Source organism: Bacillus sp. SG-1, assembly GCF_000181495.1.
Classification (GTDB): Bacteria; Bacillota; Bacilli; order Bacillales; family Bacillaceae_B; genus Rossellomorea.
Window position 1 is genome coordinate 1 of record NZ_ABCF01000013.1, and the last position, 15,220, is coordinate 15,220.

Annotated in this window: 13 protein-coding genes; 8 read left to right on the top strand and 5 right to left on the bottom strand. The window is 42.7% G+C overall.

The genetic code is table 11. The annotated features are described in order from the left end of the window. The 3 genes from BSG1_RS08785 to gndA form a co-directional block, all read left to right on the top strand. On the top strand, positions 1 to 411 hold a 411-nt coding region (locus tag BSG1_RS08785), incomplete at its 5' end, for a chemotaxis protein CheW (RefSeq protein WP_006836647.1). Between the two features lie 137 nt (positions 412 to 548). Then, on the top strand, positions 549 to 1,802 hold the full coding sequence (locus BSG1_RS08790) for a DNA polymerase IV (RefSeq protein WP_006836648.1): 1,254 nt from the start codon (positions 549 to 551) through the stop codon (positions 1,800 to 1,802). Between the two features lie 137 nt (positions 1,803 to 1,939). Next, complete coding sequence (gndA, locus tag BSG1_RS08795; RefSeq protein ID WP_006836649.1) at positions 1,940 to 3,352, top strand: NADP-dependent phosphogluconate dehydrogenase; 1,413 nt, start codon at positions 1,940 to 1,942, stop codon at positions 3,350 to 3,352. Between the two features lie 63 nt (positions 3,353 to 3,415). On the opposite strand, the gene BSG1_RS08800 is transcribed toward gndA, so the two are convergent. Next, the gene (locus tag BSG1_RS08800) at positions 3,416 to 3,976 is read right to left on the bottom strand and encodes a winged helix-turn-helix domain-containing protein (protein ID WP_006836650.1); all 561 of its coding nucleotides are present in this window, start codon (positions 3,974 to 3,976) and stop codon (positions 3,416 to 3,418) included. 157 nt (positions 3,977 to 4,133) lie between these two features. Here BSG1_RS08800 and BSG1_RS08805 point away from each other — a divergent pair, with 157 nt between their 5' ends. Then, positions 4,134 to 5,384, top strand: coding sequence for an MFS transporter (locus tag BSG1_RS08805; protein ID WP_044022650.1), 1,251 nt, complete (start codon positions 4,134 to 4,136; stop codon positions 5,382 to 5,384). 654 nt (positions 5,385 to 6,038) lie between these two features. Next, positions 6,039 to 7,490, top strand: coding sequence for an IS1182-like element ISBsp4 family transposase (locus tag BSG1_RS08810; RefSeq protein ID WP_044022531.1), 1,452 nt, complete (start codon positions 6,039 to 6,041; stop codon positions 7,488 to 7,490). Between the two features lie 152 nt (positions 7,491 to 7,642). Here the strand turns inward: BSG1_RS08810 and BSG1_RS08815 are convergent, their stop codons facing one another. Together BSG1_RS08815 and zwf are read right to left on the bottom strand one after the other, a co-directional pair. Further along, positions 7,643 to 8,263 carry a cyclase family protein gene (locus BSG1_RS08815; protein ID WP_006836652.1) on the bottom strand — a complete coding sequence of 207 codons (621 nt, stop codon included), beginning with the start codon at positions 8,261 to 8,263 and terminating at the stop codon, positions 7,643 to 7,645. Between the two features lie 20 nt (positions 8,264 to 8,283). After that, positions 8,284 to 9,753: a glucose-6-phosphate dehydrogenase gene (gene zwf / locus BSG1_RS08820; protein WP_006836653.1), complete on the bottom strand. Its 1,470-nt coding sequence runs from the start codon at positions 9,751 to 9,753 to the stop codon at positions 8,284 to 8,286. Between the two features lie 737 nt (positions 9,754 to 10,490). On the opposite strand from zwf, the gene rnz reads away from it, so the two are divergent. Further along, the gene (rnz, locus tag BSG1_RS08825) at positions 10,491 to 11,414 is read left to right on the top strand and encodes a ribonuclease Z (RefSeq protein WP_006836654.1); all 924 of its coding nucleotides are present in this window, start codon (positions 10,491 to 10,493) and stop codon (positions 11,412 to 11,414) included. 51 nt (positions 11,415 to 11,465) lie between these two features. Next, on the top strand, positions 11,466 to 12,011 hold the full coding sequence (locus BSG1_RS08830; protein WP_006836655.1) for a histidine phosphatase family protein: 546 nt from the start codon (positions 11,466 to 11,468) through the stop codon (positions 12,009 to 12,011). 595 nt (positions 12,012 to 12,606) lie between these two features. Here the strand turns inward: BSG1_RS08830 and namA are convergent. Next, the gene (gene namA, locus BSG1_RS08835) at positions 12,607 to 13,623 is read right to left on the bottom strand and encodes an NADPH dehydrogenase NamA (RefSeq protein WP_044022662.1); all 1,017 of its coding nucleotides are present in this window, start codon (positions 13,621 to 13,623) and stop codon (positions 12,607 to 12,609) included. A gap of 139 nt (positions 13,624 to 13,762) precedes the next feature. After that, positions 13,763 to 14,065, bottom strand: coding sequence for a glycosyltransferase (locus tag BSG1_RS08840; protein WP_006836658.1), 303 nt, complete (start codon positions 14,063 to 14,065; stop codon positions 13,763 to 13,765). A 180-nt stretch (positions 14,066 to 14,245) separates the two neighbouring features. Between BSG1_RS08840 and BSG1_RS08845 the strand changes: the two genes are divergently transcribed. After that, complete coding sequence (locus BSG1_RS08845; RefSeq protein ID WP_006836659.1) at positions 14,246 to 15,208, top strand: MBL fold metallo-hydrolase; 963 nt, start codon at positions 14,246 to 14,248, stop codon at positions 15,206 to 15,208. Positions 15,209 to 15,220: the final 12 nt, after the last annotated feature.

Below are 15,220 nucleotides of genomic sequence, written 5' to 3' on the forward strand. Positions count from 1 at the left end.
ATCCCGGTCGGCCATGTGATTTCAATTGAGAAGCCCGAAAATATCACCTCCATTCCCCAGCTGCCTGATTATGTATTGGGCATTACAAAGGTAAGGGGTGAGCTTGTTCCCATCATTGATTTTGCGAACATTCTATATGGCCAACAAGAATCCACAGAGGATAAGAAATTGATTGTCTTAAAATCGGAAGTACTTTCGCTGGGAATCGTTGTCCATGAAGCGAAAGAAATATTAGATATTCCTGAAGGGGCGCTTACTCAGGTAGGATTGATGGCTTATTCACGAACAAAGTTTTTCTCTGGTGTGATCAATCTGGAAGACAGACTGATCACCATGATCGATCCAGATGTTCTTGTAGAAAGCCTGGACGGAATCAGAGAGATTCAGGATTATATGAAGACTTATCAATAAGGAAAAAAGTGCATGTCATGCGGCGTGCACTTTTTTCAGGCTCGAACAAGTGTGCTTGCGTGCTGGTTGTAGTACACTTAGAGAAAGGGGAAAGCTGCTTTCTCCCACAGAGTATTCGGAAAAAGGGCTGGTTTATCATGCATCCTCACTATCCTAAAAATGGAAGAGTTATTCTTCATGTTGATATGAACAGCTTTTACGCTTCAGTCGAAGCCGCATATAACCCTGAACTGAAAGGGAAGCCCCTGGCCATTGCAGGAAACCCTGATGAAAGGCGTGGGATCATTGTGACCTGCAGTTACGAAGCGAGAGGGTATGGAGTCAAGACCACCATGCCATTATGGGAAGCGAAAAAGCTTTGTCCCCAGCTGATTATCATGCGGCCTAATTTTGATCGATACCGTGCCGCATCACAGGGAATGTTCGAGATCTTAAGGCAGTACTCCCAGCTCGTGGAACCGGTCTCCATTGATGAGGGATATGTTGATATAACAGACAGTTATTCTTTGGGAAGCCCATTATTTATCGCAGAATCAATCCAAAACCAAATTCTCTCCCAGCAGGATTTGCCTTCAAGTATCGGCATTGCTCCAAATAAGTTCCTTGCCAAGACGGCTTCCGATATGAAAAAGCCGATGGGAATCACCGTATTGCGAAAGAGGGATTTGCCGGAAAGGATTTGGCCTCTCGATGTCAAAGAAATGCACGGAATCGGGGAAAAGACTGCCCAAAAGTTGTATTCCATGGAGATCCATACAATAGGAGAACTGGCAAAAGCCAATGAAATAGTTCTGAAATCTCAACTCGGAATCAACGGTCTGCGGTTAAAAGCAAGAGCAAACGGCACAGATGACAGACCTGTGGATCCTGACTCCGTATACGATTTTAAAAGTGTAGGGAACTCTACTACGCTTCCAAGGGATACGGCCAATCAAAAAGAATTGTTAAATACCTTGAACCAGCTTTCAGGAAAAGTCGCTTCCCGGATGAAATCAAAAGATATCCTGGCCTTAACGGTGATGCTGACGATGAGATTTAAGGACCGCAAGACCATTACCAGGAGCAAAAAGTTAAAGAATCCTGTCGGTTCACAGGATGATATTTTTGCAGCAGCCAAAGCGCTGTTCCTCCAACACTGGAACGGTAATTCGATTCGGCTTCTGGGAGTGACGGGCCAGGATCTCGTTGAACGGGATGATGCTGCCTTGCAGCTCGACATCTTTTCATACGAGGAGCATGCCAAGAAAGAACCTTTGTACCAGACAATCGAAAAGCTGCAGGATAAATTCGGTAAACAGATGATTCAAAGAGGAATTTCCGCGAAGCAAGACAAAAGGGACCCTCACCAGGATACGAGCTTTAACAAAGATTTTCTGCGGGAAGATAAATAGAGTATTTTCCCCGGTTATTTTCCCCGCGGCAATGTCACAATAAGATAAGGTGTATTGTTTGCACTTCAGACGAAAACTTTGTTAAATTTATAAGGATTGTTTACTTAACTAAATACAATAGGAAAGGACGTTTGAACATGTCGAAACAACAAATCGGTGTGATCGGCCTTGCTGTAATGGGTAAAAACCTGGCATGGAATATCGAAAGCAGAGGATATTCAGTGTCTGTTTATAATCGTTCACGTGAAAAAACGGATGAAATGCTTCAAGAATCCGAAGGAAAAAATGTAGTTGGTACATATAGCATTGAAGAATTTGTTCAGTCTCTTGAAAGTCCCCGTAAGATTCTTCTTATGGTGAAAGCTGGAGGACCTACTGATGCTACAATTGAGCAGCTTAAGCCTCACCTTGATAAAGGGGATATCCTGATTGATGGAGGAAATACTTTCTTCGAGGACACTCGCAGAAGAAATCATGAGCTTAGCGAATCGGGTATCCACTTCATCGGTACCGGCGTTTCAGGCGGGGAAGAGGGTGCCCTTACAGGTCCATCCATCATGCCTGGCGGACAAAAGGAAGCTTATGAGCTTGTAGCGCCAATCTTCAAAGATATCGCTGCAAAAGTAAACGGCGACGCTTGTACGACTTACATCGGTCCGGACGGTGCCGGTCACTATGTGAAAATGGTGCACAATGGGATTGAATACGGTGACATGCAGTTGATTGCCGAGTCATATTTCCTGCTGAAGAATGTATTAGGATTCAACGCAGAAGAACTGCATGAAACATTTGCTGAGTGGAACAAAGGAGAGCTTGACAGCTACCTGATTGAAATCACGGCTGATATCTTTACTAAAAAAGATGATGAAACAGGCAAGCCGATGGTTGATGTCATCCTTGATAAAGCAGGACAGAAAGGAACAGGGAAATGGACGAGCCAAAGCGCGCTTGACCTTGGCGTGTCCCTTCCGATCATTACTGAATCCGTATTTGCACGCTTCATCTCCAGCATCAAGGATGAACGCGTGAAGGCAAGTAAAATCCTTTCAGGACCAGAAGCAAAACCATTTGATGGTGACAAAGAAGCTTTGGTTGAGTCCATCCGAAAAGCTCTGTATATGAGCAAAATTTGTTCTTATGCTCAAGGTTTTGCGCAAATGCGTGCAGCTTCCGAGGAATACGGCTGGGATCTTAGCTACGGAGAAATCGCCATGATCTTCCGTGGTGGTTGCATCATCCGTGCCCAATTCCTGCAAAAGATTAAAGAAGCTTACGACAAGGAGCCTGGCCTTTCCAACCTGCTGCTTGATGATTACTTCAAAGAAATTGTTGAGAGTTACCAATACGCTCTCCGCGATGTAATCTCGACTGCCGTTCAAAATGGTGTTCCTGTACCAGGCTTCTCAGCAGCACTTTCATACTATGACAGCTACCGCACGGAAACTCTGCCTGCGAACCTTATCCAGGCGCAGAGAGATTACTTCGGTGCCCATACGTATGAGCGTACTGATAAAGAAGGAGTCTTCCACACTGAGTGGATGTCTGAATAAAAATCTAAAAGCTCTCCGGCCGAGGCTGGAGAGCTTTTTGTTATTGAGTAATAGTAAATTACATTAACCTTCTTCATCTTTATAAGAAAAGAAAATCATTTTGTAAGGTTTCACTCCGTCTTCTTTTACGTTCTTCATCTCCCGCTTGTCCACCAGCTTCCTTACCTCTTCATTCAGGTGCTGCCATTCTTCAGGGGTTAGCTCTAAACCGTATTCTGTAAACATTGCGTTGTTCTCCTGCCTTGATGGGTCCCCCTCCAAATCGTTTTTTAATACATTTAAACCCTTATTCAAACTGAACATAACCTTGGAGATCAGAAACTCCTTGTGTTCTATGGCGAATTCACCTTCGAAATTGAAGGTGATGTCATCCTCATAAAGATGCTTGGATGAATAATATTTTTCAATGATATTTCCTGTTTTTCTTTCTTCTGTAACCATAACTAAACCGAGATTTTGGAGCTTTTGTATCGGATAGTACAGGCGGGATTGTTTTTCACCCAGCTCTGAAGAAATTTCTTTGACGGTCTTGCTGCTGAATTTGATACTTGTGATAATCTTCTCCAGCTTTGGATCAAAAATGGCTTTTGCCACTTCCAGATTATCAATCTTCAAGCCAATCACCTCTCACTTTAATTACCTATATTTATTTTAACAGATTGTGATGCTAAAAAATAATGAATCGTTAAAAAAATTTTTAATGGTTCGTTTTACAAAATATATTTTATCGTTTAAAATTATTTTAACGATAAAATATATTTAATTAATGGAGGTAAATATATTGATTAATCTGCTTAAAAATCGGTCTTATCGTCGTTTATGGTTTGCTCAGGTAATATCTGAATTAGGAGACGGAATTTCACATTTACTGATTTTGTTTCTTGCTTCCCAGTTAACTACCAATCCCATGATTTTTGGTTATATCCTTATTGCCCGCCATCTTCCGGGTATGTTGTTTGGAACGTTAGTAGGCCCATTGGTCGATCAATTTTCTAAAAAGTGGATAATGATCGCATCCGATTTATACCGGTTTTTGATCGTTTTATTAATGATTGCCGGCCAGTCATCCATCGAGCTTCTGCTTATCCTGATTTTTCTCCAGGGAATCGGGGCAGTTTTCTTTGAACCAGCGAAATCCGCCGTCATTCCAAAGATTATGAAAAAAGACGAGATACCAGCAGCGGTGAGTCTTTCACAATCAACTTACATGATGATGATGGTCATCGCTCCTTCCATTGGAGGTTTTCTCTTGCTGATGGAAAATATTTCATTAATTTTCTTGATAGATGGAGCTAGTTTTTTCCTTTCAGGGTTAATCTTGTTTAGGTTGAAGCTTAAGAAGGGGGAAGGAGAGAAGCAGCATGAAAAGTCCGATGAATCCTACCTCATGGCTCTGAAGCAGGGCTTTCACTCAGTATCCAACAATAGGTTCATCACAGGAATATTCATCCTTCTTACCTCTGCAGTTTTTGTGCTAAGTATTGTAAGTGCAAATGCGTACGCTATTATCCTGAATGTTTTTGAGGTCAATCAGGTTCATTTCGGCATGCTGGAATCTCTTGAGGGTGTTTTCGGCATCCTTGGTGCTCTCGTCGTTCCATTATTCATGAAAAAGGTAAACAATAAAACCCTTATCATGTATTCTTTTGGCTTGTCCGGACTATTAGCGGCTTTAGTCATTCCGGTGTTTGACTTACATAGAATGGTCCCGCTGGTTTCCCTATATATATGGATGAGTGTTATTGGGGCCACTAATCCATTCATTAACATTCCTTTGAACAGCATGCTGATGCAGGGCGTTCCGGAAGAACTTCTCGGAAGGATATCTGGGATACTGACTGCTAGTATTAACGGAAGCCTTCTTGGAGGTCTCCTGCTTGGTGGCTGGCTCGCCTCTCTCGTGGGTCCATTATTGACGGTAACCGCAGGCGGCCTGAGTCTGGTTGCTGTCAGTCTAATCTTTCCACTCTCCAAATATTATGGTTATCTTACGGTAGCGGTCTCTGCTGAAAATGCTGAAAAAGTGGGGTGAAGAGAGGAAAATTTAAATAGCGAAACATGAATGACTTGGTGGCTCAGTTATTGATTGGAAGATTCTATTGTGAATCTATGTTGATTTAGCTTCAAATTTCCACTAAATGGTGCAAAGACAGTGAAATTGATTATGTTCAATAAACAAGAGTTAAATTGCTGTAATGAGTTCATATATTAAAACATAAGAAGAGGCGATATTCGCTCAATTTCGTCCTCTTCCTATGTTTTTAGAATTTAACTACATACATTTTACTAATAACATGGAGTTAGGTACCTAAAGCGGAAATTCTTTACATATCATCAGACAGCAATATCTACGAAAAGAGCTTAACAAAAAAACAGCCTCCACAAAAGGAGGCCACTGAAAAAGTCCAAAAAAATAGGAAAAGGCAGAGTCGTTCACTAAAAAGAGCAACCCTGCCTTTTTTACTACCGATTTTACGAAAAAAGTGTTGATTTCCGTTCCAGGTGCACGACTCCGCGGGGCGGGCGTTGAGCCTCCTCGGCTTCGCCTGCGGGGTCTCACCTGTCCCGCTAGTCCCGCAGGAGGTCGCGCACCTTCCACTCCAATCAACGTTGAGAAAAAAGAATACTATCCGCTAATAAAGCCTTACTTTATAATAGAATCATTAATATGAGTGGGTGGCTACCAATGATACAACAACAACAATCAATAACGTTTAGTAAATATATGGATCTTTATGATATTGTCGTTCCTCAGGACAATATGTTACGGAGAATAGTCGATTTAATCGACTTCACCTTCATTTTTGAAGAGTTAAAGGATAAATATTGTCATGATAATGGACGGAATGCGATTGACCCTATCCGGATGTTCAAATACTTATTTTTGAAAACCATTCACGATGTATCAGATGTTGATATTGTTGAACGTTCGAAATATGATATGTCTTTCAAGTATTTCTTAAATATGGCTCCAGAAGAAGCGGTTATTGATTCAAGTTCATTGACTAAATTTCGTAAACTTAGGTTAAAGGACATGAACTTTTTAGACATGCTTGTCAACAAGACGGTGGAGATTGCCATAGAGAAAGAAATCATAAAAAGTAAGTCCATTATTGTCGATGCCACCCATACTAAGGCCCGCTATAATCAAATGAAACCAAAGGAAATCCTCATGGAGCGCTCCAAGAATCTTCGGAAATCGATTTATAAGGTTAACGACGGTATGAAGGATAAATTCCCTGTGAAGCCCAACAATGATGTGTTGGAAGATGAGATCGCCTATTCACAGGAGCTCATTGAGGTAATAGAAAAGGAAGAAACCCTTTTAGAATATCCCAAAGTTAAGGAACAGCTTAATCTTCTGAAAGAAACGGTCGCCGATGATATTGAGCAGCTACAGTCCATGAACGATCAGGATGCCAAAGTGGGACACAAAACAGCAGATTCCTCTTTCTTCGGCTACAAAACCCATCTTGCGATGAGTGAAGAACGTATTATTACAGCCGCAACCATCACCACCGGAGAAAAAAGTGACGGGAAAGAACTGCAGACACTTATTGAGAAAAGTAAAACTGCGGGCATGAAAATTGAGACGGTTATTGGGGATGCGGCATATTCCGAGAAAGACAACATTGAATATAGCAAGGGAAATGGAATCAAATTGGTTTCAAGATTGAATCCTCTAATCACTCAGGGTGCTCGAAAAAAAGAGGATGAATTCGAGTTCAATAAGGATGCGGGTATGTATGTTTGCAAGGCAGGACATATGGCTATACGGAAAGCTAGACAAGGTAAAAAAGGATTAGGTAGAAACCAGGTTGACACCTACTATTTTGACGTGGATAAATGTAAGAGATGCCCTCTCAGAGAGGGGTGCTACAAGGGAGGAGCCAAAAGTAAGACGTATTCCGTTTCCATAAAGTCCGACCAGCATTCCGACCAGGCAAAATTCCAGGAAAGCGATTTCTTTAAGGAAAAAGCAAAAGAACGTTATAAAATAGAAGCAAAAAATAGTGAGTTAAAACACAGACACGGGTATAATGTGGCAGAATCCTCGGGTCTAATTGGCATGGAATTACAAGGTGCGATGGCAATATTTGCGGTAAACATTAAAAGGATTCTAAAGCTAATGGGATAGAAAGAGCATTATGGACGAAGCTTACCAAGAAAAAAGCCGACCCTCCTTCCTTTTTTAGGGAGTAGAGTCGGCTTTTTCTTTATTAATCAACACTATGTTCTAGAAATCGGAAGATTTTCAGTGCCGTCCACAAAAGGGAGGCTGTCTGAGCATTAACCAATCAATTCGTCCATTAGGATAACGCGTGCAGGAGATGCATCCGTTCCCTGAATCTTTAACGGTGCAGCTACCATGAAGTAGGTTCCTTCTTCAATATCTTTCAACTGAAGGCCTTCCATGATGATGATTCCGCTGCCCATTAGTGCTCTGTGTGTCGGATGTCCTTCCTGGGCTCTTTCGATACCAAGCGAGTCAATTCCCGTACCTGCAATTTTCTTCTCTTTGAGATACTCGGCAGCATCTTCTGCTACATAGATGAACTCAAAGTTGAACTCGGTATCCCATGAGTTCTTTGTTTTGAAAAGAAGGAAATCATTTTCCTGGATATCTTGGTTCTCGATATCCTTCTTTGTGATTTTTTCTTCTACAGACGTTAAATCCAGTACTTTTACAGGGCGGACAAGTTGTTGAATATCGATGCTTTCAATTGTTTCGCCGTCATTGATCATGTGCAGGGGTGCATCCACATGAGTTCCTGTATGAACATCCATGGAGATTCTGGACTCTGTCACATGACCGTTTGTATTCGTGTTGATTTCCGGCTGTTTTTCCGGTTTGTTTTTATACACCGGCATACCGTTATAAATCGGCGCAGTAATATCATAGATTTTCACAAGAAATCATCCTTTCTGAATTAGCATTCGTCAACTTCAAGTTCAGAGAATGGCCACCAGAAGAAACCGTCTTGTGCAAGCAGTTTATCTGCTGCCAATGGTCCCATCGTTCCCGCTTGATAATTAGGGAACTCCTCTTCTGTTGTGTTTTCCCATACGTTGGAGATTGTATCCGTAAATGCCCAGGAAAGTTTCACTTCATCCCAGTGAGTGAAATTCGTTGCATCTCCACGCATACAGTCATGCAGGAGTTTTTCGTAGGCTTCAGGTGTATTCATTCCATCCACACCGTTATTGACATAGTTGAGTTTCACCGGTGTCGTTTCGATGTTTTGTCCTGTCTTCTTCGCATTCAGGTGAAGCGTAATTCCTTCTTCCGGCTGGATGTGGATGACCAGAAGGTTCGGTGACAGCTGCTTATCTGTATTGTAATAGAGGTTCATCGGAATATCCTTGAACTGAATGACAATCTTGGTGGACTTGGCTTTCATTCTTTTTCCTGTACGGATATAGAATGGTGTGCCGGCCCAGCGGAAATTATCGATCATCAGTTTTCCGGCAACGAAAGTTTCTGTATTGGAATCAGGATCAACATTACTGCCTTCACGGTAACCTGGAACATCAGTCCCTTTCATTGATCCGGCATCATACTGGCCGCGGACGAAATAGTCCTTGACCTCTTCCTGTTTCATCGGACGGAGGGCTCTTAGCACCTTGACCTTTTCGCTTCTGATTTCATCCGTCGTCAGCTTGATCGGCGGCTCCATGGCGAGAAGGGCAACCATCTGCATCATATGGTTTTGGACCATGTCTCTTAATGCGCCGCTCTTCTCGTAGTATCGGCCGCGGTCCTCTACACCTAGTTCTTCACTGGAAGTCACTTGGATGTTGGAAATGTAACGGTTGTTCCATAAAGGCTCAAACAGGGCATTAGCAAATCGGATAACTTCGATATTTTGCACCATTTCTTTTCCAAGATAATGGTCGATACGATAGATCTCTTCTTCAGAGAAAGAAGCACGGATTTGGTTGTTCAGAACCTCTGCTGATTCTAGGTCGTGTCCAAATGGTTTTTCAATGACTAGGCGTTGGAATCCTTCCGTGTCAGTCAGGCCATCTTGTTTAAGATGATCAGTGATTGTTCCGAAAAATTCCGGAGCCATGGCAAGGTAAAAAATCCTGTTGCCTTCCAGCTTATATTTTTCATCCAATTGTGCTGCCAATTGGTTTAACTCTATGTATGAATCACTGTCGGAAACATCGTTGGACTTATAATAGAAATGAGAGATGAACTCTTCAATGTTTTCATCTCTGCCGATGGATGTCAGGACGGAATCCTTTACATGTGCCTGGAATTCTTCATTTGACAGTTCACGGCGGGCAACTCCTATAACGGCAAAGTTTTTCGCGATTTTCCCTTTGCGGAAGAGATGATACAGAGAAGGGAAAAGCTTACGTTTGGCCAAATCGCCGGTTGCACCGAAGATCATTAGTAAAGTAGATGGTGTATCATTATGTTTCACATTAAGACCTCACTTTTTTCCTATAGACTAGCTGTTTGTAAAATTGATATCCCTCTAAGCAGTTTCCCGGATAACAATCATTACTCAAAGCTTTTAGTTAAATGTTTTGCTCGTACCTATCCTGAAATGAACTCCATACAAGTACTTAATTTTAAAGACTTAAGCGTCATTTAGCAAATCATATGCTGTAGGTTTTCCGGACAGGCCCTACTATATATTACACAATAATTCATTTTAGTGACATACTATTTTAAAAATAGGCTCTGTTAAAGAAAGGTGTTGTTAAAAAAAGTATGTTGATTTCCGTTCCAGGCGTGCGACTCCGCGGGGCGGGCGGTGAGCCTCCTCAGCTTCGCTTCCGGGGTCTCACCTGTCCCGCTGCTCCCGCAGGAGATCGCACACCCTATACTCCAATCAACGCTGCGATAGGAAGAACCAAATGAAAACACGATCCGGTTCTCTTTATAATTGGTATATCCTCTTCAAAACCCAAACAAATAACCACAATAATCACTAACAAAGCGTAAAAATAAGTTACTTTTTATAGGGATGTCTGCCTGTCTATTCATTATATTGTCTCCAAATAGTGTTCTTATTACTTGTTGAACGACATTTTAATGAGTCACTATCACTCATTACGTACGTCGACATTCGTGTTTATGCTATTATGGAATGGATAAAAAGTCAGGAGAGGAGTGAAGATAATGGACCTGCTTTTTCTGGGAACGGGTGCGGGAGTGCCTGCTAAATCAAGAAACGTGACATCAATTGCTTTAAAACTCTTAGAGGAAAGAGGTTCTGTCTGGCTGTTTGATTGCGGGGAAGCGACACAGCATCAAATTCTACATACATCTTTAAAACCGAGAAAAATAGAGAAAATTTTCATTACCCATCTCCATGGAGATCATATCTTTGGTTTGCCGGGATTATTGGGGAGCCGTTCCTTCCAAGGGGGAGAGACGGCATTGACGGTTTATGGGCCTCCGGGCATCAGGGAGTTTATTGAAGTTTCATTATCTGTCAGCGGAACCCGTCTTCTTTATCCTTTGCATATAGAAGAGATAGAGGAAGGATCCATCTTTGAAGACGATCAGTTTTCCGTAGAAGCCTGCAAACTGGATCATGCCCTTCCTTGCTTTGGCTATCGAATTGTGGAAAAGGACAAGCCGGGGGTTCTTCAGGCGGGCAAATTGAAAGAGCTGGGGATAAAACCGGGACCAATCTTCAAAAAGCTTAAAGAAGGGGAGAGAGTCACGCTTGAAGATGGCAGAATGATTGACGGTACCGAATTTCTGGGACCTCCTATCAAAGGAAGAATCGTCACCATCCTTGGTGATACAAGGCCTTCAGCAGCGGGTGTCAAGCTAGCTGAAAATGCTGATGCCCTTATTCATGAAGCCACTTTCAGCAAAGAACAGGAAAGAATGGCGCATGATTATTTTCACTCAACAACTAAGCAGGCTGCTGAAACAGCCGTGGCGGCGAATGCCCGAAAGCTGTTTTTGACCCATATCAGTTCCCGCTTTACAGAGGAAGAGTGGCCTGAACTGGAAGGGGAAGCACGCGAAACATTTCCCGAAAGCTACATAACCAGTGATTTTTTTGAGGTGTCGATAACGAGAGAATAGATTTCCTTGCTTACCTGAGCGCTTATTGTGTAAAAGGAGAGGACGGTTACATTGAAACATTTATATATCGTGCGTCATGCGAAAGCAGGAGGGCAGCCCCCCGAAGCAAAACTTACTGAGCTTGGTAAAAAACAGGCAGAGTCCCTGGTAACATTTTTTCAAGGGCGGGAAATCAATGCAATTTACAGCAGCCCATTTTTACGCGCTGTCAAGACGATTCAACCTCTTGCACTTGAGAGAGGGCTTCCTGTCATTCAAGATGAACGTTTAAGTGAGAGGGTATTGAGTGAGACGGCACTTGAGGATTGGATGATGCACCTTGAAAAAAGCTTTGAGGATTTTGACTATTTCCTTGAGGGGGGAGAGTCTAATCGATCAGCTTTCGAAAGGGCATCCTCCTTTATTGAAGATATCATGACCAGCCCTGATGACCACATCATTGCTGTCAGTCATGGTAATCTGACAACGTTGCTTCTAAACTATTTCGATGATCGATTTGGCTATAAAGAGCTTATGGAATTGTCCAATCCTGATGTTTATCATATTATCCTTGAAGACGAAAAGAATGATGTAAATAGGATTTGGAAGGAAGAATAGTGTAGGGAGGGGAAGTTCCATAGTACGTCAAAAACCGTTTAATGATGCATTGAAATATCAGCAGACAATTGGAGGCGGCGGTGGTGGCAGGGTGAACTATAAGCGCCTGCCATTAGGAATCAGGATCATCGGATATTTTATCCGGTTTTGTGTGATTACCGCTGTCGTGATGCTGCTGTTTAATTGGGTAATCAGCTATTTTTAAATATTGTAGAGGAGGCTGGGCTAATAGGTCCGGTCTCTTTATCTATGGCTTCGTGAATTCCGAGCGCCATGCTTGTTGTTCCAGGCTGTCAGGTCTTTGGGGGATTGGTCTATCACGGCGGTTCTATAGAGCTCTTCAAGCAATTTAATAGGCTCTTTTCTTAAACTTTGTTGCTATTTAATATGAATTTCGAAAAATATAGACATCATTCACACGAAATATCCTAGTATGGCAGGAAGAAAAGAGCTAATCTCCCTGTTCAGAGAGAAGAAACCTTGTACCAGGGGAAAAATCCGGCACTAGGGATTTTTCCGTCCGAAAGCAACAATCTATACGAAAACAGCCATTTAATAAGAGTGCAGACATTGTGTCTGCACTCTTGCAAAGGTTTTACCAGGCTCTGTCATATTGTTTCGGAGGTTGTATTTCAACACCGAGTTCCAGCGCCGCTGTTCTTGGCCAATAAGGATTTCTCAGGAGCTCCCTTGCGAGCAGGATGAGGTCCGCCCGTTCGTTTTGCAGAATCTCCTCAGCTTGAATTCCTGTTGTGATCAGGCCTACTGCACCGGTAGGAATATCTGCCTTATTCCTGATTGTTTCACCCAATTTAACTTGATATCCGGGGTAAACATCGATTTTTGCCGGGACGACTGCTCCGGAACTGACATCGATCAGGTCGACTCCCTGTTCTTTCATCCAGGATGAAAAGACTGCATAATCTTCCGCATCCAAGCCGCCATCCGCATAATCTTTAGCGGAAACACGTACAAAAAGCGGTCCATCCCAGACACTGTTAACTGCTTCAATGACTTCCTTGAGGAAGCGGTAGCGGTTCTCGGCAGATCCGCCATATTCATCAGTGCGTTTATTTGAAAGAGGGGAGAGGAACTCATTGATCAAGTATCCGTGTGCTGCATGGATTTCAATAAGATCGTAGCCGGCTTTCTTTGCTCTGACCGCTCCTTGTTTAAAGGCTTCGACTGTTTCTTTTATATCTTGCAGGCTCATTTCCAGTGGAGTCTTCATCTTTTCGTTGAAGGGAATGGCTGATGGGGCGATGATGTCCCCTTCAAGCACAGCCTTTCTTCCTGCATGAGCCAGCTGAATGCCTGCATGTGCCCCTTGTTCCTTCATAAGGGATACCAACCCGCTTAAACCTTCAATATGATCATCGCTCCAGATGCCCAGGTCCTGAGGTGAAATCCTGCCTTGAGCAGTGACAGCGGTTGCTTCCTGGATGATAAGGCCGACACCGCCGACTGCTCTGCTTGTATAGTGGGTTCTATGCCAATTCTCCACCTTGCCGTCTTCATTGTGGGAAGAGTACATGCACATAGGTGCCATGACAATTCTGTTCTTTAAAGTGATATCTTTGATTTTGTATGGCTCAAATAATTTGGCTGACATGGAATCCGCTCCTTTCAATATTTCGCCTTCCTAAATACATGCTTATTATATCAGCAGCGAATTCTCCGAAAAAGGATTTTGACTTACTCCTCGATTCTGCTGCGAAGTTCCTTTAAGGAGTACTTGGTGCCTCGCCAGACTACACCTCCGCGTACAAATGTAAGCATGCGGCGATCTGTTCAATCTCGTCCCCCGTTTTATCCGTCGAGCGGTCATTCACGATGATCCATTCAACATTCTCATAGTTCAGGTCAAGCTGTGACTGAATGCTTTTCCGGATTGTATGAGCTTCATTCCGGGCAGGTACAATAATAGAAATAAGGGGCCCTTTATGATCGCCGTCAGCATCCTCCAAGGCTTCTATCTTTCGTAATCCCCAAAATATATTAAAACTTATAATGAGCCATCCAATTATATTGATCGTCAATAATATGAAAAGCATAGGTCAGTTCTCCTGTACACTTGCGATTTTTATCTATTGTAGCAATTCATGTTTTAATATGCAGTTTTCGGTGTTTATTTACTTTTTAAAACGGTTTCCCATGACATCCTTTGAGAAAAGAAGTAAAATAATAGAATGAATGATCATTCATTTTAAATACATAAAAAGTGGTGAATATGTATGAATGCCAATTGGGCTGGAGATATAGCGAAAATAGTGCTGCCGACTCCTTTTGCGGTGGGGGATGTCAATGTCTATCTTGTAAAAGGGGAGGCGTTGAGTCTGATCGATGTCGGTCCGCAAACCACAGAGGCGAAGGAAGTCTTGGATTTAAGTCTCGCGGAATTGGGGTATTCCATAGAAGATATAGAACAGGTCATTTTGACTCATCATCATCCTGATCACGCAGGGATGCTTGACTGGATGCCTGATCATATAGAGATTATAGGCCACCCTGCTAATGAAAGATGGCTGGTAAGGTCAGAGGAGTTTTTTGAAGAACATGATCGATTTTTTGTGAATTTATTTCTGCAGGCGGGATTACCCCAGGAATACTTTCCTTTTATCAAAAAGCTCAGATATCCTCTGAAATTCATGGGAGACAGAGGGTTATCCCGCACAATACAAGAAGGGGACATGATTCCCGGGATGCAGGAGTGGACGGTACTGGACACTCCGGGGCATGCCCAAAGTCATCTTTCTTTTTGGCGGGAAAAGGACGGAGTGATGATTGCCGGGGACCATATTCTGGCTGAAATCTCTCCAAATCCGCTGATTGAACCTCCAGAAAAAGAAGGAGGGGAGAGACCGCACCCACAGCTGCAGTACAATCAATCCCTGGAGAAACTTTTGCCATTGGATATCAGCCTTGCGTATACAGGCCATGGGGAAGAAATATCCGGTGTTCAGCCACTTATCCATAAGCGGCTGAAAAAGCAGCATGAGCGGGCCATGCATGTAAAAGAATTAGTGAAAAATGATCCACAATCTCTTTTTTCACTTTGTCAAAAGCTGTTTCCAGCTGTTTACCGGAAAGAACTGGGCCTGACATTGTCTGAAACACAAGCTCAAATTGATTATTTAACAGCGAGACAGGAGATCGTCCATGAAGAACGGGACGGAGTTTTATATTATTACTGTTAAGAAGGTGAAACC